At 64.8% G+C, this 26591-nt stretch carries 24 protein-coding genes; 8 read left to right on the forward strand and 16 right to left on the reverse strand.

Annotation, left to right across the window (positions count from 1 at the left end; genetic code table 11):
- The first annotated feature begins 206 nt into the window (after positions 1-206).
- Both rocD and JQ604_RS34680 read left to right on the forward strand, forming a co-directional pair.
- A complete protein-coding gene (rocD, locus tag JQ604_RS34675) occupies positions 207-1418 on the forward strand; it encodes an ornithine--oxo-acid transaminase (RefSeq protein ID WP_212365224.1) in 1212 nt (403 codons plus the stop codon).
- 345 nt (positions 1419-1763) lie between these two features.
- Positions 1764-3368 (forward strand): Spy/CpxP family protein refolding chaperone, encoded by a 1605-nt coding sequence (locus JQ604_RS34680; RefSeq protein ID WP_283818048.1) that lies wholly within the window; start codon positions 1764-1766, stop codon positions 3366-3368.
- A gap of 103 nt (positions 3369-3471) precedes the next feature.
- Here the strand turns inward: JQ604_RS34680 and JQ604_RS34685 are convergent, their stop codons facing one another.
- The 10 genes from JQ604_RS34685 to JQ604_RS34730 all read right to left on the reverse strand — a co-directional run bounded on the left by JQ604_RS34685 (position 3472) and on the right by JQ604_RS34730 (position 13905).
- Positions 3472-4335, reverse strand: a complete 864-nt coding sequence (locus JQ604_RS34685) for a sugar phosphate isomerase/epimerase family protein (RefSeq protein ID WP_212365225.1) — start codon at positions 4333-4335, stop codon at positions 3472-3474.
- Positions 4335-5528, reverse strand: a complete 1194-nt coding sequence (locus JQ604_RS34690; protein ID WP_212365226.1) for a dihydrodipicolinate synthase family protein — start codon at positions 5526-5528, stop codon at positions 4335-4337. The genes JQ604_RS34685 and JQ604_RS34690 overlap by 1 nt, the downstream gene beginning before the upstream one ends.
- A 10-nt stretch (positions 5529-5538) precedes the next feature.
- Positions 5539-6690 carry a Gfo/Idh/MocA family protein gene (locus JQ604_RS34695; RefSeq protein ID WP_212365227.1) on the reverse strand — a complete coding sequence of 384 codons (1152 nt, stop codon included), beginning with the start codon at positions 6688-6690 and terminating at the stop codon, positions 5539-5541.
- Positions 6687-8090: a mandelate racemase/muconate lactonizing enzyme family protein gene (locus JQ604_RS34700; protein WP_212365228.1), complete on the reverse strand. Its 1404-nt coding sequence runs from the start codon at positions 8088-8090 to the stop codon at positions 6687-6689. The genes JQ604_RS34695 and JQ604_RS34700 overlap by 4 nt, the downstream gene beginning before the upstream one ends.
- Before the next feature lie 205 nt (positions 8091-8295).
- Positions 8296-9144, reverse strand: a complete 849-nt coding sequence (locus tag JQ604_RS34705; protein WP_212365229.1) for an ABC transporter ATP-binding protein — start codon at positions 9142-9144, stop codon at positions 8296-8298.
- Between the two features lie 142 nt (positions 9145-9286).
- Positions 9287-10273 (reverse strand): ABC transporter substrate-binding protein, encoded by a 987-nt coding sequence (locus JQ604_RS34710; protein ID WP_433996315.1) that lies wholly within the window; start codon positions 10271-10273, stop codon positions 9287-9289.
- 157 nt (positions 10274-10430) lie between these two features.
- Positions 10431-11240, reverse strand: a complete 810-nt coding sequence (locus tag JQ604_RS34715) for an ABC transporter permease (RefSeq protein WP_212365230.1) — start codon at positions 11238-11240, stop codon at positions 10431-10433.
- Positions 11241-11328: 88 nt separating this feature from the next.
- On the reverse strand, positions 11329-11535 hold the full coding sequence (locus JQ604_RS34720; protein WP_212365231.1) for a hypothetical protein: 207 nt from the start codon (positions 11533-11535) through the stop codon (positions 11329-11331).
- Positions 11532-12185 carry a TetR/AcrR family transcriptional regulator gene (locus JQ604_RS34725; protein WP_249159104.1) on the reverse strand — a complete coding sequence of 218 codons (654 nt, stop codon included), beginning with the start codon at positions 12183-12185 and terminating at the stop codon, positions 11532-11534. The genes JQ604_RS34720 and JQ604_RS34725 overlap by 4 nt, the downstream gene beginning before the upstream one ends.
- Before the next feature lie 859 nt (positions 12186-13044).
- Positions 13045-13905 (reverse strand): VOC family protein, encoded by an 861-nt coding sequence (locus tag JQ604_RS34730; protein WP_212365233.1) that lies wholly within the window; start codon positions 13903-13905, stop codon positions 13045-13047.
- Between the two features lie 236 nt (positions 13906-14141).
- Here JQ604_RS34730 and JQ604_RS34735 point away from each other — a divergent pair, with 236 nt between their 5' ends.
- Positions 14142-15035, forward strand: coding sequence for a sugar kinase (locus tag JQ604_RS34735; protein ID WP_212365234.1), 894 nt, complete (start codon positions 14142-14144; stop codon positions 15033-15035).
- Between the two features lie 87 nt (positions 15036-15122).
- A complete protein-coding gene (gene rbsK / locus JQ604_RS34740) occupies positions 15123-16031 on the forward strand; it encodes a ribokinase (protein ID WP_212365235.1) in 909 nt (302 codons plus the stop codon).
- Between the two features lie 88 nt (positions 16032-16119).
- Here rbsK and JQ604_RS34745 read toward each other — a convergent pair whose 3' ends face one another.
- The gene (locus tag JQ604_RS34745) at positions 16120-17337 is read right to left on the reverse strand and encodes an NAD(P)/FAD-dependent oxidoreductase (RefSeq protein ID WP_212365236.1); all 1218 of its coding nucleotides are present in this window, start codon (positions 17335-17337) and stop codon (positions 16120-16122) included.
- A gap of 223 nt (positions 17338-17560) precedes the next feature.
- Here JQ604_RS34745 and JQ604_RS34750 point away from each other — a divergent pair, with 223 nt between their 5' ends.
- A complete protein-coding gene (locus JQ604_RS34750; RefSeq protein WP_212365237.1) occupies positions 17561-18358 on the forward strand; it encodes an enoyl-CoA hydratase/isomerase family protein in 798 nt (265 codons plus the stop codon).
- Positions 18359-18361: 3 nt separating this feature from the next.
- On the opposite strand, the gene JQ604_RS34755 is transcribed toward JQ604_RS34750, so the two are convergent.
- The 4 genes from JQ604_RS34755 to JQ604_RS34770 all read right to left on the reverse strand — a co-directional run bounded on the left by JQ604_RS34755 (position 18362) and on the right by JQ604_RS34770 (position 23235).
- On the reverse strand, positions 18362-19702 hold the full coding sequence (locus JQ604_RS34755) for a TRAP transporter large permease (protein WP_212365238.1): 1341 nt from the start codon (positions 19700-19702) through the stop codon (positions 18362-18364).
- The gene (locus JQ604_RS34760) at positions 19699-20283 is read right to left on the reverse strand and encodes a TRAP transporter small permease (RefSeq protein WP_212365239.1); all 585 of its coding nucleotides are present in this window, start codon (positions 20281-20283) and stop codon (positions 19699-19701) included. The genes JQ604_RS34755 and JQ604_RS34760 overlap by 4 nt, the downstream gene beginning before the upstream one ends.
- Before the next feature lie 30 nt (positions 20284-20313).
- Positions 20314-21315, reverse strand: coding sequence for a TRAP transporter substrate-binding protein (locus JQ604_RS34765; protein WP_212365240.1), 1002 nt, complete (start codon positions 21313-21315; stop codon positions 20314-20316).
- 216 nt (positions 21316-21531) lie between these two features.
- Positions 21532-23235, reverse strand: coding sequence for an IlvD/Edd family dehydratase (locus tag JQ604_RS34770; RefSeq protein WP_212365241.1), 1704 nt, complete (start codon positions 23233-23235; stop codon positions 21532-21534).
- 169 nt (positions 23236-23404) lie between these two features.
- On the opposite strand from JQ604_RS34770, the gene JQ604_RS34775 reads away from it, so the two are divergent.
- Both JQ604_RS34775 and JQ604_RS34780 read left to right on the forward strand, forming a co-directional pair.
- Positions 23405-24097 carry a GntR family transcriptional regulator gene (locus tag JQ604_RS34775; protein WP_212365242.1) on the forward strand — a complete coding sequence of 231 codons (693 nt, stop codon included), beginning with the start codon at positions 23405-23407 and terminating at the stop codon, positions 24095-24097.
- Between the two features lie 33 nt (positions 24098-24130).
- Positions 24131-24691, forward strand: coding sequence for an invasion associated locus B family protein (locus JQ604_RS34780; protein WP_212365243.1), 561 nt, complete (start codon positions 24131-24133; stop codon positions 24689-24691).
- On the opposite strand, the gene JQ604_RS34785 is transcribed toward JQ604_RS34780, so the two are convergent.
- Positions 24692-25513: an NAD-dependent epimerase/dehydratase family protein gene (locus JQ604_RS34785; protein ID WP_212365244.1), complete on the reverse strand. Its 822-nt coding sequence runs from the start codon at positions 25511-25513 to the stop codon at positions 24692-24694.
- Between the two features lie 113 nt (positions 25514-25626).
- On the opposite strand from JQ604_RS34785, the gene JQ604_RS34790 reads away from it, so the two are divergent.
- A complete protein-coding gene (locus JQ604_RS34790; RefSeq protein WP_212365245.1) occupies positions 25627-26589 on the forward strand; it encodes an SMP-30/gluconolactonase/LRE family protein in 963 nt (320 codons plus the stop codon).
- Positions 26590-26591 lie beyond the last annotated feature (2 nt).

Consider the following 26591-nt stretch of genomic DNA (forward strand, 5'->3'; position numbering starts at 1 on the left):
CATCTGACTCTCCGTGGGTTCGAGTGTGGAAACCCAAACCTATCGGAGAGGCCACGCTCACCGCCCATGGAATCTACGCACCGTCTATAAGCCCCTCGTGAATTTGGCCGGCCACGGGACTTCCCTGTGGACGGGCTGATGCCCAAATCAACTGCAAACGCAGTTTGGTGTAGTCTTGACTGCGCAGCAGGCGGGAGTGACGTGGCATGAGCTCATCGGTCGCCGACTTCCTCGCAACCGAAGCACGCTTCGGCACCCACAATTACGCGCCGATCGGGGTCGTGCTGTCCCGCGGCGAAGGCGTCTTTGTGTGGGACACTGACGGCAACCGGTACCTCGATTGTCTCTCGGCCTATTCGGCGGTCAGCCAGGGCCACTGCCATCCAAAAATCCTGGCGGCGATGATCGAGCAGGCACACCGGTTGACGCTGACCTCGCGTGCCTTCCACAACGACCAGCTCGCGCCGTTCTACGAAGAGCTCGCGCAGCTGACCGGCTCGCACAAGGTGTTGCCGATGAACAGCGGCGCCGAGGCGGTGGAGAGCGCGATCAAGTCGGTGCGCAAATGGGCCTATGAGGTGAAGGGCGTGCCTGATGGCCAGGCCGAGATCATCGTCTGCGCCGACAACTTCCATGGACGCACGCTCGGCATCGTCGGCTTCTCGACCGATCCGGCCACGACCGGACATTTCGGGCCGTTCGCGCCAGGCTTCAGGATCATCCCGTTCGGCGACGCCGCCGCGCTCGAGCAGGCGATCACGCCGAATACCGCGGCCTTCCTGGTCGAGCCGATCCAGGGCGAGGCCGGCGTCATCATCCCGCCGCCGGGCTATTTCACCCGCGTGCGCGAACTCTGCACCACACACAATGTCATGCTGGTGCTCGACGAGATCCAGACCGGGCTCGGCCGCACCGGCAAGCTTCTCGCCGAGCAGCACGAAGGCATCGAGGCCGATGTGACGCTGCTCGGCAAGGCGCTGTCGGGCGGCTTCTATCCGGTGTCGGCGGTGCTTTCCAACAACGATGTGCTCGGCACGCTGAAGCCCGGCCAGCACGGCTCGACCTTCGGCGGCAATCCGCTCGCCTGCGCGGTGGCGCGGGCGGCGCTGCGCGTGCTGGTCGAGGAAGGTATGATCGAGAACGCGGCGCGGCAGGGCGCACGCTTTCTCGCCGGGCTGCAGGAGATCCGCGCCAACATCGTCCGCGAGGTGCGCGGGCGCGGATTGATGCTGGCGGTCGAGCTTCACCCGGAGGCCGGCGGCGCCCGCCGCTACTGCACGGCGCTGCAGGCGCGCGGCCTGCTCGCCAAGGACACCCACGAGCACACCATCCGCATCGCGCCGCCGCTGGTGATCACCGCCGATCAGGTCGATTGGGCGCTGGAACGGATCGATGCCGCGCTGACGCAGGATCTCTGACCGCCGCCTGCGTCGGAAGATCGCAACCGCCCGCCACGTCCCGTAACGAACGATTCCGCTGTCCAGGCGTTGGTTCCTGCGGGCGATTGGGACAAACGGAGAGCTACGCCCATGCTTCCCCGGAGCGGCTGCCTTTCGGCGTTTTTGGTTGGTGTCTCGATGCTGGCGGTGAGCGTCGGCGCTTCTGCGCAGCCGCATGGACGGGGTGGACCACAGGGAGGTGGTGGACCGCCAGCACAGGCGGCACGGCCCGCAGCACCACCGGCCATGGCACACCCCTCTCCGCCCCCCGCAATGGCGCGTCCGGCCGCGCCGCCCCCGATGCGCGCCGCCCCGCCACCGGCCATGGCCCGGCCAGCCGCACCTGCGTTCCATCCGGCACAGCGGCCGGCGATGGCGCCGCGCCCGACACCACACATCGCAGCGCCACCACCGCGCATGGCTCCCCATATTGCCGCGCCACGCAGCGCGGCGCCACGTCCCGAATTCCGCCGTGAGGCACCGCCGCAACGTCAGGCGCCACGCATCGCCGCGCCGTCACGTCCGAGCGCGCCGCAGGTGAGCGAGCGGCAGCAGCGGATCGAGCAGCGCGCGCAACAGCATCAGCAGTTCATCCAGCAGCGCCAGCAGATGGTGCAGCAGCGGCAGCGTGAGACGCTGTCGCGCCAGACCGCGGAGCGGCAGACCCGGATCGATCGCCTGCAGCAACGCGTGCAGCAATTGCAGTCGCAGAAGGTCGAAGGCGCGCGCGCGCAGCGCCTGCACGATCGCACCCTGCAGACGCAGAACCGCCTGCTGCAGCGGGAGCAGCGCATCCAGCAAACCGACCTGGCGCGCCAGCAGCGATTGGGACTGGCGGCGACCGCAGGTGCAGCCGCTGCGACCACCGCCGCCGCGCAGGCGGCGCAGCGCGAGCGATTTGCCGCGCGCTTCCGCGACCAGCCGCGCGTTCAGACGGCGCTGGCCGCGCGTGAAGGCGGCTGGGCGCCACGGCATGCCTGGCGACGCGGCCATCGCGCGGCGTTCGTGGCGTGGCTTGGCCCGGTGTTCTGGCCCTACGCCTATTCCGACATCTTCGACTACACGTTCTGGTCCTATGCCTACGACCCCGGCTATTGGGCCTATGCCTATGATGACTTCGTCGACACCGTGTTCTGGGGTGGCGACAGTCGCTATTCGGCCTATGCGAGCCTCACCCCGTACGACGATCGGGGAGCCGCCGGTTATCGGACGCGTCAACGCAGCGCTGCGGGCGCGCAGGCGGTCCGGCAATTGTGCGGAGAGCCGGACAAGGGCGTCACGGCCTGGCCGCTTGCGGACATCACACGGGCGGTGCGGCCGACGGCGGAGCAGCGCGCCCTGCTCGACGAATTGAAGACCGCGGCAACGAAGGCGGCCGATGCCTTCAAGGACTCCTGCACCGACAATTATGCCCTGACCCCGCCCGGCCGCTTGCGCGCGATGATGAGCCGAATGAGCGCGACGCTGGAGGCGGTCAGGATCGTGCGGCCTGCGCTGGAGAGTTTCTACAACTCGCTCAATGACGAGCAGCAGGCGCGCTTCAACGCGCTTGGCCCGCATGTCGGCGAGCGCGCGCCGCAACAGCAGGACGCGGGAGCGCAGCCGGCGAGCTGCGGTGATCCGAAGTCCGACCTCGCCCAATTGCCGATCAAGCGGATCGAGGCCTCGCTGCAGCCGGCCGGCAAGCAGAAGGAGGCGCTCGACCGCCTGAGCGAGGGAACCGCAAAGGCGATCGAGGAGCTGCAGGCCGCGTGCCCGAACGCGGTGCCGCTGACGCCGGTCGGCCGGCTGGAGGCAATGCAGCAGCGGCTGGAGGCCATGCTGAAGGCGGCCAAACTGATCGAGCCGGCGCTGGACGAATTCTATGCCACGCTGGGCAGCGAGCAGAAGGCGCGCTTCAACACCCTGCAGCAGGTCGCAGGTCCCTAAGCGCCCCCGAATATGTAGGGTGGGCAAAGGCGCGTAGCGCCGTGCCCACCATTCGCGACGCGCTCGCGAAGGTGGGCACGCTGCGCTTTGCCCACCCTACAATTCACACGACAGTCTTGTGCCGCGCGACGCAGGTCTGCAAAACCTCATCCATCGGCTTGCCCCACCAGTCGGTGGAAAAGATCTCGATCTCCGAATAGCCGGCATAGCCCTGCGCCTCGACCGCCGCGCGCACAGCTTTGATGTCGATCACGCCGTCGCCCATCATGCCGCGGTCGTTGAGGATGTCCTTGGTCGGCACCAGCCAGTCGCAGACATGGAACGCGAGCAGCCGATCCTTTCCGGCGCGCGCGATCTGGCCCATCAGCTCCGGATCCCACCAGATGTGATACACGTCGAGCGCGACACCGATCACGCCGGTCCGATTGGGATCGAGCGCATCGCAGAGATCGAGCGCGTGTTTGGTCGTGTTGACGCAGGCGCGGTCGGCGGCATAGGCCGGATGCAGCGGCTCGATCGCGAGCGGCAGCTTGGCCTGCTTGGCATACTCCAGCATCTCGGCGAGGCCGTCTTGCACCTGGTTGCGGGCCGCGACGATATCCTTCGAGGCTGCGCTGCCCGGGCGCGAATATTGCGGCAGGCCGCCGACGACGAGCACGATGCAGCTGGCGCCGAGCGCCTTGGCCTCATCGACCGCGCGGCGATTGTCGTCGCGCGCTTCGATGCGGTGGGCGGCATCAGCCGGAAACATGCCACCGCGGCAATAGCCTGACAGATCGAGCCCGGCATCGCGCACCGCACGCACCGCGCGTTCGAGTCCAACGCTGGCGACCTGGTCACGCCAGGGATCGATGGCGCGGATGCCGTGACGCGCGCAGGCGTCGATGATCTCCACGAGATCGCCCTGCTTGCGGACCGTCGCCGTGTTCAGCGACAGCCAGCGGTGGTCGTTGGAAAAGTCACGCATCAGGATTCAATGCCGCGCGTGGCCAGCACCGCCTGCATCCGCTTCGTCGCGAGCTCCGGATTGGCGAGCAGGCCGGCCTTGTCGGCAAGACGGAACAGCTCGGCGAGATGCAGGGTCGAGCGCGTGCTCTCCTGCCCGCCGACCATCGTGAAGTGATCCTGGTGGCCGTTGAGATACGCCATGAATACGATGCCGGTCTTGTAGAACCGGGTCGGCGCCTTGAAGATATGGCGCGACAGCGGCACCGTCGGGCCGAGCACGTCGTGGAAGCCGGCCTCGTCGCCGGCCGCGAGCCGCGACAGCGCGTAGGACGCCGCGGGCGCGATCGCATCGAAGATGCCGAGCAGCGCGTGGGAAAATCCCTTGTCGTCGCCGGCGATCAGTTCGGCATAGTTGAAGTCGTCGCCGGTATACATCTTCACGCGGCTGTCGAGCCGCCGGCGCATGTCGATCTCGCGCTGCTTGTCGAGCAGAGACACCTTGACGCCATCGACCTTCGCCGCATTGGCGTTGATGATCGCAACCGCCGTGTCCATGGCACGGTCGAGATCGGCGGTGCCCCAATAGCCGCTGAGCGCCGGATCGAACATGTCGCCGAGCCAGTGGATGATGACGGGCTCGCGGACCTGACCCAGCACGCGGTCGTAGACCTTCGCATAGTCCTCCGCGCTCTTGCCGAGCTTGGCCAGTGCCCGCGACGCCATCAGGATGATGCGGCCGCCGGCCTTCTCGACCGCCGCGATCTGCTCCTCATAGGCGCGGATCACGTCGTCGATCGATTTTGCATTTTCCACTGCGAGGTGATCGGTGCCCGCACCTGAGAACACCAGCGCATTGCCGCGCGCCTTCGCGGCTTTCACCGAGCGCTGGATCAGCTCCAGTGAGGTTGTCCAGTCGAGCCCCATGCCGCGCTGCGCGGTATCCATCGCTTCGGCCACGCCAAGGCCGAGGTCCCAGACGTGCTCGCGGAAGGCAATCGTCCGGTCCCAATCGATTGCCGCTGTCAACCAGGGATCGACGTCGGCACGTGGATCGGCGACGACATGCGCCGCGGAGAAGGCGACACGGTTCAGCGTCCCCTCCAGCTTGGCGGGAAACGTCCGCGAGGCCGCGAGACGATAGGTCTCGATGCCACCGCCGGCGGTCGGCAACTTTAGCGACAGCGAAGACATCGGCAGGACTGGCTTGTTCATGACGTCCTCCTCAGACCGCGATCGGCGCGACGTCGATCCAGCGCCGCTCCTTCCAGCTCTTCAGCGCGCATTCGGCGAGCTGCACGCCCTTGGCGCCTTCGAGCAGCGTATACTTGTAGGGCGCATCCTCACAGACGTGGCGGATGAACATCTCCCACTGCTCTTTAAAACCGTTGTCGTAGACGACATTCTCGGGCACCCGCTGCCAGTCGCCGTAGAAATCATGCAGCCGCTTCTCGTCGGGGTTCCACACCGGCCGCGGCGTCGCCTGGCGGGCCTGGATCATGCAGTCCGTGAGGCCGGCGACCGCCGATCCGTGCGTGCCGTCGACCTGGAAGGTGACGAGATCGTCGCGATAGACTCGCGTCACCCAGCTCATGTTGATATGCGCGATCACACCGCCCTTGAGCTGGAACGTGGCGTAGGCGGAATCGTCAGCGGTCGCCTTGTAGGCCTTGCCCTTCTCGTCATAGCGCTCGGGGATATCCGTCGTGCCGAGGCAGGTCACCGACTGCACCTCGCCGAAGAGATTGTCGAGCACGTAGCGCCAGTGGCAGACCATGTCGAGGATGATGCCGCCGCCGTCCTCGGCGCGGTAGTTCCACGACGGCCGCTGCGCCTCCTGCCAGCCGCCCTCGAACACCCAGTAGCCGAACTCGCCGCGCACCGAGAGCATGCGGCCGAAGAAGCCGGAGTCGCGCAGGAAGGCGAGCTTCTTCAGGCCCGGCAGGAACAGCTTGTCCTGCACCGTGCCGTGCTTGAGGCCCTTTGCGTTGGCGAGCTTCACCACCGCGACCGCCTCTTCCAGGTTGGTCGCGATCGGCTTCTCGCAATAGACGTGCTTGCCGGCGTTGATCGCTTTCGTCAGCAGCGAGGGCCGCGCCTGCGTGGTCGCGGCATCGAAGAACACGGTGTCACTTCTGTTGTCGAGCGCGCGGTCGAGATCGGTGGTGTGGCGCTCGATGTTGAAGCGCTTGGCCAGGCTAGCGACCTTCTCGGCATCGCGGCCGACCAGGATCGGATCAGGCATCACGCGGTCGCCATTCTCTAGGAGCACGCCGCCCTGCTCGCGGATCGCGACGATCGAGCGGATCAGATGCTGGTTGAGCCCCATCCGGCCGGTGACGCCGTTCATGATCAGGCCGAGGCGTTGGGTGGTCATTGGGTGTACTCCCTTGAAACGCGTGGGTGTGGCCGCTGCAGCGGCTGGAGGGTGGACCAGTCCGGATGAACCGCGCTGGCAAAACCGGGGACAGTCAGCGATTCCGTCAGGAGATCGCCGTCATGAATCGCGAGACGAACCTTGCCGGCCTCGCGCCTGTAGAGATCGGGATGCGCGGCAAGAAACGCGTCGGCTTCCGCGGCCGGCGTATCGACAAAGCCGTCGACATAGTGATGCCCGTTGCGCTCGGCATGGGTCACGCCGATCAGCGCGCCGAGCGCGAGATCCTGCTGCACGGCAAGCCCGGCCTGGCAAGTCAAATCCTCACCGCTGATAAAATACGTCGCGCCATCGGCGCTCCATTTCGCGGCGCGCGCGGCATTGATGACCGACTTGTACAGCCCCTTGCACGATTTCGAGGAGATGCCGCGATAGCCCAGCGTCCGCGCCTGCGGGAATGCATCGTAGGAATCGTCGGCCTCGTCGATGATGAAGTTTCCCGCGGCGAGCGCGCCCAGCGGAGACGTCCTGGTGATATCGCGCGGCATCGGCTGCTCGATGTAGAGCAGTTTTGAGGCGATCGGCTCCAGCGCGCGGTCATGCTCGAGGCGATCGACCAGCGCGTTCAACGCGGCGAGGTCGGCATACTGCTCATTGGCATCGAGCGTCACCTTGTACGCATAGGGCAGCTTCGCCAGTTCCTTTCCGATCCGCACCAGCCGCTCCGCGTCATGCACGGGATCGCCGTTCAGCTTGAGCTTGAAGTAGCGCGCGCCGGCGTTCTCTTTTGCGTCGGCAACACCGCCGTCGCCTTCGACCGTGTCGTCCATGCCGACCGTATGCCTGACCGCGACGCGATCGAGACGCCTGCGGTGAGCGAGGAACTGCGCAATCTCGATGTCATCGAGATCGCGTGACAGCCGCGCATCGATTCCGGCGATGTTGGCCGCCATGCCGTCGAAGAAGTTGACGCCCGCGGCACGCAGCAGCGCGTCCAGAATCGCCTTGTCGATTTCCGCCGGCCCAAAGGCTGCGGCGAGCGGCGGGATGTCTTCCTTCGCACACGCCACGACCTGCGCACCGATGCATCCGGCATGCAGCCCGAACGCGGTGTCAAAACGCTTGTCCGCCAGATAGAGCTCGCGCGCGATGTCGAGCGCGCGCGGCAACTGGCTGACCGTCTGCTCCGCCGACAGATGTGGCCGCTTGTCGAACCACTTTGGCGCCGGCATCTCGGCGCTGGCGCCGACCGCGCGGCCCTTGCCCTCCACCTCGATCTCGACCCGCACGAAGACTTGCGTCGAGGCCGTGATCGTCACCGCGCCAAAGCGGAACGGCCGCGCAAACGGCACCGGTCGTTCGAAGAAGGCGATATCGCGCACGGCGAGGCGAAGCGGCATCGAGGGCTCTTACAACTGATCAGACATTGAGCGAGGTGCCAGTTCCCCCTCTCCCCGTTCTTCACGGGGAGAGGGTTGGGGTGAGGGGCTCTCTCCACAGCGGGACTCGCGGAAGCTCCCCCTCACCCGGAATTCGCTAAGGCGAATCCCGACCTCTCCCCGCAAGCGGGGCGAGGTGAAGCGCGCGGTGATCTTCGTGCCCATCTCAGTCCAGCGTACCCTGGGTGAAGAAATGCTTCCTGATCCGCGCCACCATCTCGGTGAAAACGGGGTCCGACATCGTGTCCAGCGAGCGCGGCCGCGGCAGCGGCACGTCGTAGATCGCGGCGATCGCGCCGGGGCGCTCGGTCATGACAAGCACGCGGTCGGCGAGGAACACCGCTTCCGGGATCGAATGCGTGATCAGCAGCACCGTCTTGCCGGTCTCGCGCTGGATCCGCATCAGCTCGACATTCATGCGCTCGCGCGTCATGGCATCCAGCGCGCCGAACGGCTCGTCCATCAGCATGATCTTGGGATCATGCACCAGCGCCCGGCAGATCGAGGCGCGCTGCTGCATGCCGCCGGACAGCTGCCACGGCAGCTTCTTCTCAAAACCCTCGAGACCGACCAGCTTCAACAGCTCTTTGGCGCGGGCGAGATATTTGTCGCGTGCGAGCCCCTTCATGTCGATCGGCAGCATCACATTGGAGAGGATGTTGCGCCAGGGCAGCAGCAGCGCGTTCTGGAACACGATGCCGACATTGCCGTGCGGTTTCGTGACCTTCTCGCCGTCGACCAGCACCTCGCCGGTGGTCGGCGGCAACAGGCCCGAGATCATCTTGAGCAGCGTGGACTTGCCGCAGCCGCTTGGTCCGACCACGACGAAGAACTCGCCGTCATTGATGGTGAAGTCGAGCGGCCGCAGCGACGGCACATCGCCGTCGCGCGACCGGTAGGTCTTTGAGACGCCTGAGAGCTTGATCCCCGGCGTGGCGCCGCCTGCGCGATCGGATACCAGGCGCAGATGGGCGGCCGGTTGGCTGATATCGGTTGCTTTCGACAATGGAGTCATTCAGCCAAGTCCAGTTCAACAACTTCGAATTCGGGGGCTTCATCCTTCGAGACGGCGCTGCGCGCCTCCTCAGGATGAGGTCTTGGACCCTCATGGTGAGGAGCGCGGCAACGCCGCGCGTCTCGAACCACGAGGCCGTCGATCACGAGTAGCCTTTCGGCAGATAGCTGTTGGTGTAGAACGCCTTCGGATTGTCCTTGGCCTTGGCATCGAGGCCGCCATATTCGACCATCAGGTTGACCGTGTCGGTCATGTTCTGGTCGGTGACCTGGAACGGCCGCTTGGCCTTGGTCTCCGCCGTGCGATAGAGCGGGATCGTCAGCTCGAAGCCTTGGGTCAGCGTATCGATCTTGCCGCCCTTGGGGTTGGCATCGAGGATCGATTGCGCCGCCGCCTTCGGCTCCTTCTCGGCGGCTTCGACAGCCTTGGTCGTCGCCGACATGAAGCGGCGGACCAGGTCGGCATTGGCCTTCACATAATCGGTGTTGGCGATGATGCCCGAGGAGACCATGTTGATGCCGTAGTCGGCGAACTTGATCGGATAGACGTCCTTACCCGTCGCGTCCTTGATCTTCATCGACTGGTCCATGACATAGCCGAGCAGCAAGTCCGCCTGGCCGTTGATCACGGCGTTGAGCTTGGTCTGGCCGTCGCCGGCCACCGTCTGGAAGTCGCTTTCCTTCAGGCCCGTCTTCTTCAGGAACAGCGGCCAGATCTGCGTCATCGAATCCGCCGGCGTGATCGCCACCGTCTTGCCCTTGATGTCTTCCGGCTTCCTGATGTTCTTGTCGACAAAGCCCATCGCCGACATCGGACTGGTCTGTAGCAGCACGCCGGTCGCAATCACAGGCGCGCCCTTCACCGCCGCGCGCATCATGGTGGGCACGTCGACATAGCCGAAATCGGCGGTCTTGGCGGCCACGGCCTGCGTCGTCGCGGCCGAGCCGCGGCCTTCCTGGATCTCGAGGTCGATGCCCTCGGCGGCATAGATGCCCTTGGCCTTGCCGTAATAGAACGGCGCGTGCTCGCCATAGACATACCAGTTCAGCATCAGCACGACCTTGTCGGCCGCGGAGGCCGAGGCCGTCCAGGCCAGCGTCGCAACGAGGGCCAAAATCCACTTCATCATGTCTCGTTCTCCCTTAATCTCGCTCTTGTTTTCCGTCATTGCGAGGAGCGAAGCGACGAAGCAATCCATCTCTCAACTTGTGGCGCTATGGATTGCTTCCGCCTTCGCCAAGGCTACGGCGGACAAGTCGCTTCGCTCGCAATGACGGTTCTTCTCTCTACGAAGCAAAAATGATGTCGTCGCGCTGGCTGACGTGCCAGGGGATGACGAGCCGCTCGATGCGGTCGACGATCCAGAACAGGATCACGCCGAGCAGTGCGAGAATGACCAGCGCAGCAAACATCGTCGGCAGATCGAAGGTGCCGATCGAGCGCTGCATCACATAGCCGATCCCGGAATTGGAGCCGACGAACTCGCCGACGACGGCGCCGACCACAGCCAAAGTCACCGACACTTTCAGGCCGGAGAAGATCGCCGGCATCGCATGCGGCAGGTTCACCGCGCAAAACACCTTGAAGCGGCTGCCCTGCATGGCGCGCGCGAGATCGACCATGTCGGGGTCGACGGATTTGAACCCCTGCACCGCCGAGACCACCACCGGGAAGAAGCCGAGCAGGAATGCGGAGATCACTTTCGGGATGATGCCGAAACCGAACCACACCACGAACAGCGGCGCGATCGCGATCTTCGGCACCGACTGCGAGAACACCAGCAGCGGATAGACATAGGTCTCCACCGTCTTCGACCCCGCGATCAGCATCGCCACGGGAATGCCGAACAGCGCCGACAGCAGGAAGCCGCAGATCGTCGCATAAGTCGTCGGCCAGGATTGCCGCAGCAGCTCAGGCCAATCGGTCTTCAGGACGGCAACGACGTCGCCGGGCGACGGGATCTGATAGGCGGGAATATGGAACAGCCGGATCGCCAAATCCCATGCGACCACGATGAACACCAGGAACAGAAACGGCCGCACCCACGCCGCGTTCAGCAGCTTCGACAGACCTGAAGGGCTCCTCGCCTCCGCCACTTCGTACTCCCTGAGCTTCTTGCTTATTCGGCGGAGAATTTAACCCGTTGGATAAATACTGTCCAGCCCTCCGTCCGCGGCAAAATCGCTACTTTCGCAGGGTGATGATTTTACCGTCGAGGAGTCCGCGGTCCGGCGCTTCCAACTCTTCGATGTCGTCCTGACGAAAGTCAGGACCCATTACCCCAAATGCGCATTGGCTTGCTGCGCTGGGGGCACAGCGTTCTTCAACAACCAATAATGGTGGTAATGGGTCCTGGTGTTCGCCAGGACGACGATCAAATGGCTTGATCAAATGGCTTCTGCCGCCGTAAGCCCACGCAGCTTGCCCTTGCCGAACACCGCCGTCGACTTCCCCGTCAGCGCCGCCAGCACCAGCGCGGTCATGTGCTCGAGCCGCTCGTCGCGCGCCTCCTTCTTCAGGAGGTCGCGGCCGAAGATCACGCTGAGCGTCGCGCTGTTGGAGAGGTAGAAGAACGCCAGCCCGGCGATCGAGATGTACAGTTGCACCGGATCGACCGCGGCGCGGAAGTCCCCGCTCGCGACGCCGCGCGTCACCACGGTGCGGATCATCTCGACGAAGGGCGAATGCATCGACTTGACCTTGGTCGAGCGCTTCAGGTGCTTGGCTTTCGCGAGGTTCTCGGTGTTGAGCAGCGCCAGGAACTCGGGATTGCGCAGGAAATAGTTCCAGGTGAAGTCGATCAGCCGCGCGATCGCCTCGGGCGGATCGAGATGCTCGAGGTCGAGCGTGCGCTCCTCGGCCCGGATTTTCTCATAGGCGCCTTCCAGCACCTCGAGATAGAGATCCTCCTTGTTGCCGACATGGTAGTACAGCATGCGCTTGTTGGCGCCGGCCTGCTCCGCAATGCGGTCGACCCGCGCGCCGGCAAGCCCATGCGCGGCAAACTCCTGCTTCGCCGCCTCCAGGATGCGCAGCCGCATCCCCTCAGGGTCGCGCTGCCATCGCAGTGTCCGTTTTGCTTTTGCCAATTGGGTCGCTCAATGGTGGCGGGTGGATGAATGTAGCATGGGCTGCGCGCATTGAGAATGAAGGATGTCGCCAATGCGTAGGGCGGATTAGCGAAGCGTAATCCGCCATCCTTCGCGGCGACACCGGTCGGCGGATTACGCCTGCGGCTAATCCGCCCTGCGGCTTCGTGCCCCATACTGCTGATTTGCCCGACGGCGCAAGGCCTGTGCGCAAAAATATTTCCACTTTACTCGAATTTCTGATTATGCTATAGATAGGCCATCTCACCCACTGAGGGGCGTTGCGCAATGTCACGAACGCGGGCTGGGATGCGGTGGACGCCGAGCGTGCGAGTGACATGCGCGCGCAAGGCGTACGGTGAAATCGTGTGGGCCTGCCGCCCCGATGTTGGTGGCAAGTCAGCGAGGGACGAAAGTTCCTTGCGGATGATGGTGGCACAAAAGCAGAGTCTCACCAGGGCGAGCACGTATAAGCCGTAAAGCCATCGCGCAGGGAAGGCCGGCGTGCCTCCGCTGCATTTGTATGCCCGTGTGCGCCACTTTCTATCATTGCGCACGGGACCGCGGGTGCAGCGTGCACCCGGTCTTCCCTGCGCCCTCTTTCAGGAGAGAGGGCGGAACGAGATGGAAAACTCGGGCAGATCATGCCGCGAGAATGCGAAGTTGTATCCTCACACTCAACTGTCATCGCCCGCGAAAGCGGGCGACCCAGTACGCCGCGGCCCATCGGCTCAATCGCGGCCGTCTCTGGAATACTAGGTCGCCCGGTCAAGCCGGGCGATGACACCGATCGAATGGCGGCGCTTAGGGATCACTCCCCCTTCCCCGCCGATGGCTGCACCAGCAGCGTCGGCACGCCGCAGGTGCCGTTGCGCACGGTCATCACCTTCGTTCCCGGCTTGCGGCCGGTGCGGATTTCGGAGACGCCGACGCCGGCGGCCACCAGCCGCGCGTGGGTGGCCTCGATATCGGCGACGCGCCAGCAGATGCCGCGCAGGCGATCGGGCGCCTCGGCGCTCGCCTTGTTCTTTTCCTTGCCGGGCTTGTGCGTGACCTCGACGATGAGATCGCCGCAGCGGAAGAACATCAGCCGGCCCCAGTCCGGATGCGAACGATCGAGCGCCATGTCGAGCCCGAGCCGCGCGCCGTACAGCGCGGCGGCCCGCTCGGGGTCGGCGGTGGAGACGACGACATGATCCATCGCGGTGATCGACCCGGGCGTGGTGCGCACCGAAAGCGGCCGCTCCTGGTCGCGCTCCAGGAAGAACATTCGCACGCCCCGCGTCGCCTCGGTCGCGGCGCGGGTGCGCTTCCACGACAGCACGGCGCCGCTGGTCGCGTCGCGGCTCACCACCTCGGCGACCGGCTCCGGCCGCAACGTCAGCCGGTCGAGCCGGCGGTGCAGCTTCGCGATATCGGAGGTGCGGAAGCAGAGGCTCGCCAGCCCCTCGCCCTGCGTCACCAGCGCGCTGCGGACCCGGTCGGCCGCCTCCCCGCTGCCATCAGGCGCCATCAATTCCAGCGTGGTGTTGTCCAGCGTGAACAGCACGCGGTCGGCGCCGTCGCCACTGTTGCGCCAGGCCGGCGCGCGGGCGAACAGCGTCTCGTAGGAGGCAGCAGCCGCGGCAATATCGCTGGTCAGTACGACGACGTGGTCGAGACCGCTGATCATGGCCGCCCTGTCCTCAAATCTGCCGTCATGATCCCCTCCCTTGAGCGATGCTATCAGGAACCCAAGGCGCGCGTCGGCGGTTATGGCGTGATCCGAACCCGTCGCAGTCGCGTCACATCCCCCGCTTTTAGCCGCAAACCAGGCAGGGATGCGAATAATTTCAGCGAACTCGAACCGGCGGCGGTGCTAGTGTTGCCGCGCCGGCCGGGATCACCCCAAGCCACGACGGAAAGCGAATGCAGGCTCTCTTCATTGGACAGACCTATATCGACGTCACCTTCATCACCGACCACATGCCGACCGGCGACGAGAAGCATGTCGCCGACGCCTATGCGGTCTCGTTCGGCGGCAACGCCGTCACCGCGGCATTTTGCTGCGCCAAGCTCGGCATCGCGCCCGACCTGATCGCCACCATGGCCAACGACTGGCTGGGGCGGATGTTCTGGGACATGACCGACCGCTACGGCATCTCGCTGCATCCCCGGAAGGTCAACTCCTCCTCGCTGTCCTTCATCATGCCCAAGGACGGCAAGCGCGCCATCGTCCGCTGCCGCGACGACCAGCACATCCACCCCTTCCCGCTGCTCAACCTGAAGGGCTGCAAGGCGCTGCATATCGACGGCCACCAGCCGGACGCTGCGATCCACTACGCCAAGCAGTGCCGCGAGGAAGGCATCATGACCTCGCTCGACGGCGGCGGCCTGCGCACCAACACCCATGAGCTGCTCGGCTACATCGACGTCGCGATCGTCGCCGAACGGCTCTGCGAGCAGATGGACAAGACACCGGAGCAGATGCTCGACTATCTGAAGAGCCGCGGCTGCAAGGTCGGCGGCGTCACCCAGGGTGAGCGCGGCCTGCTCTGGTATGACGAGGCCGGCGAAGTGCGCACGCTGCCGGCGCTGCCGATCCCGCGCGAGCGCGTCATCGACACCAATGGCGCAGGCGACGTCTTCCACGGGGCCTACGTCTATTCCTATCTCTCCAATCCGAGCAAAGGCTGGCAGGAGCATTTCAAGTTTGCGCGCGCGGCCTCGACCTTCAAGATCCAGAAGCTCGGCAACGAGGCCGGCCTGCCGACGCTGACCGATATCGCTGCGGTGAAGCAGGAATATCGCGCCGAGGCTTGACCGCTTGAGGCATGATCCCCGAGATCATGCCCGACGAGATACAAAGCACAAGACACACAAGACAAAGATAATTGGGGGGAAACGAGAATGGGGCGCGTCTTCGTCGCCGGCAGCATCAACATGGATGTCGTGGCGACCGCCGAACGGCATCCGCGCATCGGCGAAACCGTCGCGGGACAGGCCGTGCTGTATTTCCCGGGCGGCAAGGGCGCCAATCAGGCCGTCGCAGCCGCCAAGCAGGGCGTGCCGACGACGCTGATCGGCCGGCTCGGCAATGACGCGTTCGGGCAGGAGTTGCGGACGTTCCTGGGCGCGCAAGGGGTCGATGTCGGCTTCGTCAAGGACACCGCCGATGTGCATTCGGGCACCGCGATCATCACCATCGCGGACGCCGACAACACCATCGTCGTTGTGCCCGGCGCCAATGCGCGGGTCGATGGCGACGATGTCGCTTCTCCCGTGCTTGCCAAGGGCGATGTCGCGGTCAGCCAGTTCGAGATTCCGCTGCCGACGATCGCGGCGTTCTTCGCGCGCGCCCGCGCCGCCGGCGCCACCACGATCCTCAACCCGGCGCCGGCGAAGCAGGCCGACAAGGCGCTGCTCGATCTCGTCGACATCCTGATCCTCAACGAGACCGAGCTCGGCTTCCTCACCGGCACCGAGCTGCGTGACAGCGACGCGCCCGAGCGCTTTGCGGAGGCCGCAAGATCGCTGGCGCAAGGCAAGATCGTCTGCGTCACCCTCGGCAAGCGCGGCGTGCTGGCGCTGGTCGACGGCAAGCCGCTGCAGGTCGCCGGCCGCGCGGTGAAGGCGGTCGACACCACAGGCGCCGGCGATTGCTTCGTCGGCGCCCTCGCCTCCCAGCTCGCCGGCGGCAAGCCGCTCCGCGATGCGCTGGCCTACGCCAACACCGCCGCCTCCATCTGCGTGCAACGGATGGGCGCCGCGCCGTCGATGCCGACGGCGAAGGAGGTCAGGGAGGTGCTTGGTGCGTAGGGTGGGCAAAGGCGCGCTTGCGCCGTGCCCACCATCACGAGCAACGCTGGGAATGGTGGGCACGCTACGCTTTGCCCACCCTACAAGATCACGCCAGCGCACTCTTCAGATCAAACCCCGCATCCCCCGCCTGCTGCGGCGTGATCGAGCCGCCGGCACCGAGCAGCCGGCGGCCGAACATGTGGTCGCCGGCGCGGTTGACCGACTCGATGCCGAGCAGCGCGTCGCCCTTGTAGCAGAAGGCCGAGAACGCGCCCTGCGCGCGGTCGCCGCGCACCACGACACGGTCATAGCCGGTGGTGAGGCCCACCATCTGCAGCTTGTCCGGCCCCTGGTCGCTCCAGAACCACGGCACGCCGTCATAGACCTCGGTCTTGCCGGTGAGCCGCGCGGCCACACAGCGCGCATGATCGGTCGCGTTCTGCACCGACTCCAGCCGCAGCGAGCCGCCGAACCGCTTGCTGGTGTAAAGCGCGCAGTCGCCGATCGCGGAGACGTTGGGATCGGCGGTCAGCAGGTGCTCGTCGACGATGATGCCCGACGCCGTTGGAAGGCCAGCCTCGGCCGCGAGCTCGACATTCGGCAGCACGCCGACACCGACCACGACGAGATCGGCCGGGATATGCGTGCCGTTGCTGAGGCTGACGCCGGTAACTTTGGCACCATCGGCCTCGATGCCCGTCACCTGGACGCCGAGATGGATGCGGATGCCGGCGGCGGCGTGGCGGCTTTGCGAGAACTCGGAGATCTCCGCGGTCACGGCGCGCGCCATCACGCGGGAGGCGAGCTCGACGACGTCGACCTCGAGACCCTTGCCGCGCGCGGTCGCGGCGAATTCAAGCCCGATGAAGCCGGCGCCGATCACGACCACGCGCATGCCGGGCTTCAGCAGATCACGCAGCGCCTGGCTCTCGTCGAGCGTCCGCAGGTAACGGACGGCTTCGAGCCTGGCGTTGGGGATATCGAGCAGGCGGTTGCGCGCGCCAGTCGCCAATATGAGATGGCCGTAGTCGAGCGTACTGCCGGAGGCCAGCGCCACCTTCCGCGCATTGCGGTCGATGGCGTGGGCGCGGTCGGTGATCAGCTCGATCTTGTTGTCCTGGTAAAACTTGTCGGGGCGGAACATCAGGCTGTCGGGCCCGCCGGTTCCCTTCAGGTACGCCTTCGAGAGCGGCGGCCGCTGGTACGGCAGATGGCCCTCGTCGTTGAGCAGCGCGATGCGCTCCGCAAAGCCAGCCTGGCGCAGCGACGCCGCGAGCTGGAAGCCGGCGTGTCCCGCACCGACGATGATGACCGCGCCGGTCATCGGACCAGCCCGGATACGAGCGAGCAGGAGCAACCCATGCCGTTTCCTCTTGTCACTGATGTTTCGCTTGCTTGCCCCGTCCCCGCAGCGCTCGTGTCTGCGTCCCGAAGGCGGCGCCATTTGGCCCCATGGGGGGCGCCGACGCAAGGGGGTCTGTGGCGGATTGCGTCCCCTGCCGGCGAGGACTTAAATGCCTGAAAACACCCTGCCGGAGGTCTTCATTATGCCAGAACCCGCCCCCTCGCCCGCCACCGAACCCGCTCTGCTCCGGATCGACGGCCCGATCGCGACCATCACGCTGAACCGCCCGACCTCGTTCAATTCGATCGACCTCTCGATCGCGAAGAAGCTCGAACAACTCGGCGCCGAGGTCGAGGCCAACAAGGATGTCCGCGTGCTCGTCATCGAAGGCGAAGGCCGCGCCTTCTGCGCCGGCGGCGATCTGCAGACCATCGGTGCCGCGGCCGGCGCGAATAACGTCACGCCCGTCGTCGGCGAGATGCTCGGGCATTATCACGCCTTCATCGAATGCGTACGCCGGATGCCGAAGATCGTGGTGTCGAGCGTGCATGGTTCGGCCGCCGGCGCCGGCATGGGGCTCGCCTTCGTGACCGACCTCTGCATCGCCGCTGATGACGCCAAGTTCACCCCGGCCTATGCTAAGATCGGCGTCTCACCCGATGGCGGCAGCACGGTCGGCATCGTCGGCACGGTCGGCACCCGGCGCGCGCTGCAGATCTTCCTCGCAGAGGATACGTTCACGGCACAGCAAGCCGTCGAATGGGGGCTGGTCATCAAGACCGTGCCCGCAACCGAATTGAAGGCGGCGACGCGGCAGCTCGCCGAACGTCTCGCGCAAAATCCGGCGGCCGCGATCGCAGGCACCAAGTCGCTGGTCTATCAGGCCGCCAATACGCCGGTGAAGCAGCAGCTCGATGCCGAGGAGCACAGGATCGTCGCGTCGATGCACACGGAGGATTTCCGCGTCGCGGTGAAGAAGTTCACCAGCAAGTCGAAATGAGGATCAGTTTGGACAAGTGTAACCCGTGCCGCCGGGCGCCTTGAAGCAGCCGACCGATTCCGGGATCACCTGCTTGGGCAGCCACAGCACGACCTTGGGGAAGTAGATCGTGAAGCAGATGGTGACCAAGAACACGACATAGATCGGCAGCGCCGCGCGTAAGGCTTTCGCAAAACTGATGCCGACGAATTTCGACGCCATCAGCAAGACGAGGCCGTAGGGCGGCGTGATCAGGCCGAAGGCGAGCGTTGCGATCAGCACCACGCCCATATGGACGCCGTTGATGCTGCCGGCGTCGGTGAGCGCGTTGACCAGCGGCATGAAGATGATGATGGTCGGCACCGGCTCGATGAAGTCGCCGACCACGGTGAAGAGGAGGACCATCAGCAGCATGATCAGGTGCGGATCATTGCCGGCAATCGAAGTGATCCAGTCCGCGATGTAGATCGCGCCGCGGAGGTAGGCGAGCATCCAGCCGAACGCATTGGCGGCGCCGATCGTGATCAGCGGCAGCGAGAAGATCAGGCCGGCGAGGCAGAAGTCGTAAGGGATTTTCGTGAAGTGCCCACGGTTCAGCGCCGGGATCACGACCAGGATGATGTAGGCGACCGCGACGACGCCGGCCTCGGTCGGCGTGAACCAGCCGGTGAGGATGCCGCCGAGCAGGATCACCGGGATCATCAGCGGCAGCGCCGCATCTCCGGCCGCGAACGCAACTTGTCGAAGGGGGGCACGCGGCTTGCGCATGCCGGAGGGACCGAAGAAGTAGCAGTAGATCATCAGCCCAAAGCCGATCATCAACCCGGGCACCACCCCCGCCATGAACAGTCCGGCGATCGACACGTTGCCGACCGCGCCATAAACCACCGCCGTGATGCTCGGCGGCACCAGCGCCGCAATCGTCGAGGCCGCGGCGATGATCGCAGCGATGAAGGCCGGCTCGTAGCCCTCGCGCTTCATCGGCCCGCCGAGCGCGCGGCTCATCACGGCGACGTCGGCGGTGGTCGAGCCGGACATTTCCGAGAAGAACATGCTGAAGACGACCACGACCTGCGACAGCCCGCCCCTGATATGCCCGACCAGCGAGATCGAGAGGTTGGCGATGCGCACCACCACATTGGCCGAGCTCATGAGCTCGCCGACCAGCAGGAAGAACGGAATCGCCAGCAGCGCCTCGGAATCGACGCCGTCGAAGATCTTCTGGATGATCGCCGCCAGCGACACATCCGCCAGCAGCGCGCCGACGAACACGCCGGCCATCAGCGAGAACGGCACGGGGACGCCGAGATAGCCGAAAAACAGGAAGCAGAACGACATCAGGGCGAGGATGACCGGTGCGCTCATATCTGCACTCCCGGCCGCACGCTGGCATCCGTCGCAGGTATCGCGGCCTCCTCCTCCGGAGGCTCCGGATGATCGAAGCCGTTACGAATGCCGTTGACCAGCTGCTCGACGGTGAACAGCCCGATCAGGATGCCCGACAGCGGAATGATCGCATACAGCGAGGCGATCGGCGTGCCCGATGGCAGGCGAAAACTGCCGAAGCCGCGCAGATAGTTCTGGTAGCCGTACCAGATCAGGCAGAACGCGACGCCGAGCACCGCCAGGCGAATGATGATCTCGACGATCAGCCGCGGCACGCCGTGCATCGCCTCCGAGATCGCGGTCAGGTAGAGGTGGTCGTTGCGCCGTGTCGCCGCGGCCGTGCCGATGAAGATCGCGTAGATGAACAGCGTGGACGTGACTTCCTGCAGCCACAGCCAGGGATGGCCGATGGTGCGCGTGACGATGTCGGCGGTGACCGACAGCGAGAAGCCGAAGCACAGCACGCCGCAGATCACCATCAGCGCCAGTTCGAGCCAGTCGAGCGCCCGCCATTTCAGATGCCGCTGCCGCTGCAGCACCAGTCGATCGGCGATCGCCATGACCCGAACTCTCCGCCGCGGACTGCGCGTCTAGTTGATCGAGCGGATCAGATCCTTGATCTTCACCGCATGCGGGCCGAGCTCCTTGGCGAGCTTGTCGAGATAGGGATCGGCGATCGCCGTAAAGCTTTTCTTGTCGACATTGTCGACGATCTTGACGCCGATCGACTTCAGCTTGGCGGCGGCGGTCCGCTCGAGGTCGAAGGCCTTCTGCGGCTCCTTCGCGCTGATCTCGTTCGCCGCGGTCTGCACCCACTGCTTCTGCTCGGCGGAGAGGCTCTGCCACAGCTTGTCGGAGACGAACACCAGCGCGTTGTTGGCCTCGTGCTCGGTGATGTTCAGCACCGGCGCGACCTCGTAGTGCTTGTTGACGAGATAGACGTTGATGCTGTTCTCGGCGACGTCGACCACGCCGGTCTGCAGCGATGTGTAGACGCTGCCGAACGGCATGTGCACAGTCTGCGCGCCATAGGCCGGGAACATGGTGTCCTCGGTCGCGGTCGCCTGCACGCGGATCTTCAGGCTCTTGATGTCGCCGACGTTGTGGATCTCCTTCTTCGAATACATGTGCCGCACGCCCTGCGAGCCGGTCGCGATCACATGCAAGCCTTGCGTGGTCTCGTCGATCATGGTCTTCAGCGCTTCGAAGACGCGGGGATCGGCCAAGCCCTTGACCACGTGGTTCTCGTCGCGGAACAGGAAATGCAGCGACATCACGCCGGCCTGCGGCGAGATCGTCGCGGTGTTGGCCGAGGAAATGATCGCGAACTCGACGTCGCCGGCCTTGACGAGCTGCAGCACCTGCGGCTCCTGGCCAAGCTGCGCACCGGGATATTGATCGATGATCATGGTGCCCTTGCTCAATTCCTTGAGCTTGTCGGCGAACAGATCGCCCGCGATCGAATAGCCGGTGTTGCGCGGCTGATCGTAGGCGAAGCGGTAGTGCTTGACCTCCTGCGCCCCCACAGCGGACGACAGCAGCACGACGGCCGCAGCCGCCACGGCGCCAATGAAATTCGCTGGATGACCCATCGCGACCCCTCCCCTGTTTTTAATTGCAGGGATCATCCCATCAAGGTCACGGGATTGTCAATAAAGCAGCCGGCGATACCGCCGAATTGCCTATGTCGATCGCAAATGGCGAACGATTATCGACAATCTAACAAGCGGGCGGACGCTAGTCACCTGAGCCAGCCTGCCACGCTTTCGCGCGCCAACGCTCGCAGCGGATGTGTTCGTGCGCCGGCTCTACTTCCCCTTGGCGCGCATGAAGTCGAAGTCGCAGCCTTCGTCGGCCTGCAGGATCGTCTCGTTGAAGAGATGCGCGTAGCCGCGCTTGGCCCAGCCGGGCGTCATGGCGGGTGCGAGCGCGGCGCGGCGCTTCTCGAGTTCGGCCGCATCGACCAGCAGATCGATGCTGCGCCTGGCGACATCGAGGCGGATCATGTCGCCGTTCCTCACCAGCGCCAGCGGACCGCCGACGGCCGATTCCGGGGTGATGTGGAGCACGATGGTGCCGAACGCGGTGCCGCTCATGCGCGCATCCGAGATGCGGACCATGTCCTTGACGCCGGTACGCGCAAGCTTCTTCGGGATCGGCAGGTAACCCGCCTCCGGCATTCCCGGCGCCCCTTTGGGACCGGCGTTGCGCAGCACCAGCACGTCGTCGGCGCTGACATCGAGCGCGGGATCATCGACGCGCAGGGTCATATCCTCGACCGACTCGAACACCACGGCACGGCCGGTGTGCTGCAACAGCTTCGGGCTCGCCGCCGATTGCTTGATGACGGCGCCGCGCGGCGCGAGGTTGCCGTGCAGGATCGCCATCGCACCTTCCGACTTGATCGGATTGGTCCTGGGCCGGATCGCGTCCTGGCCCGGCACATCCTCCGCGTCCTCGACCACCTCGCGCAGCGTCTGGCCGGTGATGGTTTTGGCGTCGAGATCGATGAGATCGCCGAGCTGCGCCATCAGCTTCGGCACGCCGCCGGCGTGATGGAAGTGCTCCATGTAATGCTCGCCCGACGGCTTGAGGTCGACCAGCACCGGCACCTCGCGGCCGAGCTTGTCGAACGCTTGGAGGTCGATCTTGTGCGGCGAGCGGTTGGCGATCGCAGTCAGATGGATCAGGCCGTTGGTCGAGCCGCCGATCGCCTGCATCACGATCTGCGCATTGCGGAACGACGACGGAGTCAGGATCTCACTCGGCTTCGGTCCCTTGGACTTGGCCATCGCGGCGGCAACGCGGCCGCTCGCCTCGGCGGAGCGGAAGCGTTCGGCATGCGGTGCCGGGATCGTCGCGCTCATCGGCAGCGACAGGCCGAGCGCTTCGGTGACGCAGGCCATGGTAGAGGCGGTGCCCATCACCATGCAGGTGCCGACCGACGGTGCGAGACGGCCGTTGACCGCCTCGATCTCGACGTCGTCGATCTCACCCGCGCGGTATTTGCCCCACAGCCGTCGGCAGTCGGTGCAGGCGCCGAGCACCTCACCCTTGTGATGACCGACCACCATCGGCCCGACCGGAATCACAACCGTCGGCAGGTCGGCGCTGAGCGCCGCCATGATCTGCGCCGGCAAGGTCTTGTCGCAGCCGCCGATCACGACGACCGAATCCATCGGCTGGGCGCGGATCATTTCCTCGGTGTCCATCGCCATCAGATTGCGCAGATACATCGAGGTCGGATGCGCAAAGCTCTCGGCGATCGAGATGGTCGGGAACACGAACGGCATCGCGCCCGACAGCATCACGCCGCGCTTCACCGCTTCGATGATCTGCGGGACGTTGCCGTGGCAGGGATTGTAGTCGCTATAGGTGTTGGTGATGCCGACGATCGGGCGATTGAGCGCGTCGTCGGAATAGCCCATGGCCTTGATGAAGGCCTTGCGCAGGAACAGCGAGAAGCCCGCATCGCCGTAGCTCGTCAGTCCCTTGCGAAGTCCTTCGGCCATTTTCTTGTGTCCTGTGGTGGTTTGCCCGCACTAAAGGAGCGCGGGGGATTATTGTCAATACGAGATAATCTTGACGCTCTTGTGCCACAGATTGCCGCAACGGAGGCCTTATTATTGACAATGGTGGTACCGCTATGCTGACCTTCGGCGACCATCGAAGCCGGACCACATGAAAGCCCAGGCCGCTCCACCAGACATTGCACCCACTTCCCGCGAGGACGAACAGGCGGAAGTGATCCGCCGGCTGGAAGAGGACATCATCTTCGGCCGCTTCGCGCCGGGCCTGCGGCTGGTCGAGGATACGCTGATGCAGCGCTACGGCGCGAGCCGGCATTTTGTCCGTCAGGCGCTGTTCCAGCTGGAGCGGCAGGGCATCGTGCTGCGCGAGAAGAATGTCGGCGCGACGGTGCGGTTCTACTCGGCCGAGGAGGTCCGCCAGATTTACGAGGTGCGCGAGATGCTGACACGGCAGGCGGCGCTGATGATCCCCCTGCCCGCATCTGCGAGCCTGATCGCGGAACTGAGCGAATTGCAGCGGCAGTATTGCGCCCGCGCCGACGCGCAGGACATGCGCGGCATCCACGAGACCAACGACGCCTTCCACCTTGCGCTATTCTCGGCCTGCGGCAATCCCTATCTGGTGCGCTCGCTGCAGGACTACATGAACCTGACCTTGCCGATGCGCGCGAAAAATCTCGCCGACAGCGAGGGCCTTGCATTGTCGCGGCGCCAGCACGAATTGATGATCGAACTTCTGAAGGGCCGCGACAGCTGGGCGCTGGCGCAGCTCTGCGTCGATCACATGCAGTTCAGCAAGGCGGACTACCTGGCGCGGATCGCTGGCGAGAAAATGCCGCAATAGAAGCTTACGTGGCCTGTCGTGGAGGAAACGGCGATGCGCTACGTGATACCTGGATCGATGGCCGCGCTGCTCGCGCTCGCCGGCGTCAGCCATGCGGCCGATCCGCGCGCGGCGGAGCTCACCTATCAGCCCTGGATCAAGCACTGCATAACCGAGACGAATTGCTTCGTTGGTATCGAAGCGAAAGGTCAATGCGCGCCCTCCGGTGGTTTCATCACGCTTGCCCTGCAGAGCAACAAGCGAGCCGTTCTGAGCGCGAACGTTGGCACGCGCACCATGCTCGACGGTCCCATCAGCATTCAGATTGACCAAGACGCTCCGATCAAGATCACCAACCAGCATTGCCATGCTAACGGTTGCGGCGGCACGTTCGCGCTCGACAGCGACATGTTCGACCGGTTGGCGAGCGCGCAAAACATCACCATGCAAGCGACGAGCCTGACGGGTCAGAAATTCAGCTTCTCCTTCTCGATGACCGGCTTTGCCAATGCTTATCACGGACCCGGAATCGAACCCAAAGTCGTAGAGGAAACGCAACAGAAGTTGCAGGAGCGCGCCGAGAAGCAACCGCCGCCGCCCGCCTGCGAGGATTGACTACTTCTTCCAATCGATGATCTTCTCCCTGTCGCCATCGAATTCGATGCTGCAGAACGAGCCGCCCTGGTAGAAATCGCCGACCGGATCAGGCTTCAGCTTGGCCTGCTCGGCCATGGCATGCTGCACATGCTCCTCGCTGCGGCCGGTCGGGCGATAGCCGAGATCATAGGCGCGGTGATTGTCCCACCAGGCGCGCTCATTGTAGGAAGCGCCGTAGAAGATCTCGAAATGAATGTCGGGATGCTCGAGCCCGATGCGGCAGAGCTGCACGAGATCCTCAGGCTTCAGCCAGATCGACAGCCGGCGGTGATCCAGTGGCACCTCGCCGAAATTGCCGATCCGGATGCAGGTGACCTTCAGCCCGTGCTTGTCGGCATAGAGCGCGCCGACGGCCTCGCCGAACACCTTGCTGACGCCATAGCGACCATCCGGCCGCGGCGTCACGTCGGTGCCGATGCGATGGTGGCGTGGATAGAAGCCGACGGCATGGTTGGAAGACGCGAAGATCACGCGCTTGACGCCCTTCCGGTACGCGGCTTCGAACAGGTTATAGCCGCCGATGATGTTGGCCTGAAGGATCGGGTCCCAGGGGCCTTCGACCGAATAGCCGCCGAAATGGATGATGCCGTCGACGCCCTCGCAGATCGCCTCGACCTCTGCGAGATTGGCGAGGTCGGCCGCCTTGAATGTCTCGTTCGGTCCGAGATCGGCCGGCGGCTTCAAATCGCTCAGCAGCAGATCCGGATAGATCGGCGGCAACAGCTTGCGCAAGCTCGTGCCGATTCCACCCGACGCGCCGGTCATCAATATGCGTGGCATTCCGTTCCTCGTCTTCTCTGGCTGCCGCGACTGAATTGCGGTCGCAGGCCGACAATGATAGCAAACCAACCGCCCAGGGAAATACCAACCAAACACAACAACGAGAACAGCAAATGTCCGATGCTCATTCCGCAGGCTGGCGTCCGGCGACCTATTATCCCGATCCGGCGATTCATGCACTCGATCCGCGCTTCGAGAAATACTGGCTGAAGCTGTCCGCGGTCGAGCGGCTGACCACCGGTCTGCGGTGGGCCGAAGGTCCGGTGTGGTTCGGCGACGGGCGGTATCTGCTGTGCAGCGACATCCCGAACCAGCGCATCATCAAATGGGAAGAGGAGACCGGCGCGGTCAGCAATTTCCGCAAGCCCTCCAACTTCGCCAACGGCAACACCCGCGACCGCCAGGGCCGGCTGATCACCTGCGAGCACGGCGGCCGCCGCGTGACCCGCACCGAATATGACGGCTCGATCACGGTGCTGATCGACTCTTTCGACGGCAAGCGGCTGAACTCGCCGAACGACGTCGTGGTGAAATCCGACGGCACGATCTGGTTCACCGACCCGACCTTCGGCCTGCTCGGCAATTACGAGGGCTACAAGGCCGAGCCCGAGATCGACGCCAATGTCTATCGCCTCGATGTCGCGACCGGCAAGGCGACGATCGTGGCCGAAGGTGTGCTCGGGCCGAACGGCCTCGCCTTCTCGCCGGACGAGAATATCCTTTACGTCATCGAGTCCCGCGGCGTGCCGAACCGCAAGATCCTCGCCTATGACGTCTCGCCGTCCGGCGACAGACTGTCGAACAAGCGCGTGTTCGTCGATGCGGGCCCCGGCACGCCGGATGGTTTCCGCCTCGACATCGACGGCAACCTCTGGTGCGGCTGGGGCATGGGCGATCCCGAGCTCGACGGCGTGGTCGTGTTCGCGCCTGACGGCGTCATGATCGGCCGCATCGCGCTGCCTGAGCGTTGCGCCAACCTCTGCTTCGGCGGGTTGAAGCGCAACCGCCTGTTCATGGCGGCGAGCCAGTCGATTTACGCGCTCTATGTCAACACGCAGGGCGCGCTTGGAGGTTGAAG

Origin of the sequence: Bradyrhizobium jicamae (assembly GCF_018130695.1) — a bacterium.
Taxonomy (GTDB): Bacteria; Pseudomonadota; Alphaproteobacteria; order Rhizobiales; family Xanthobacteraceae; genus Bradyrhizobium; species Bradyrhizobium jicamae_B.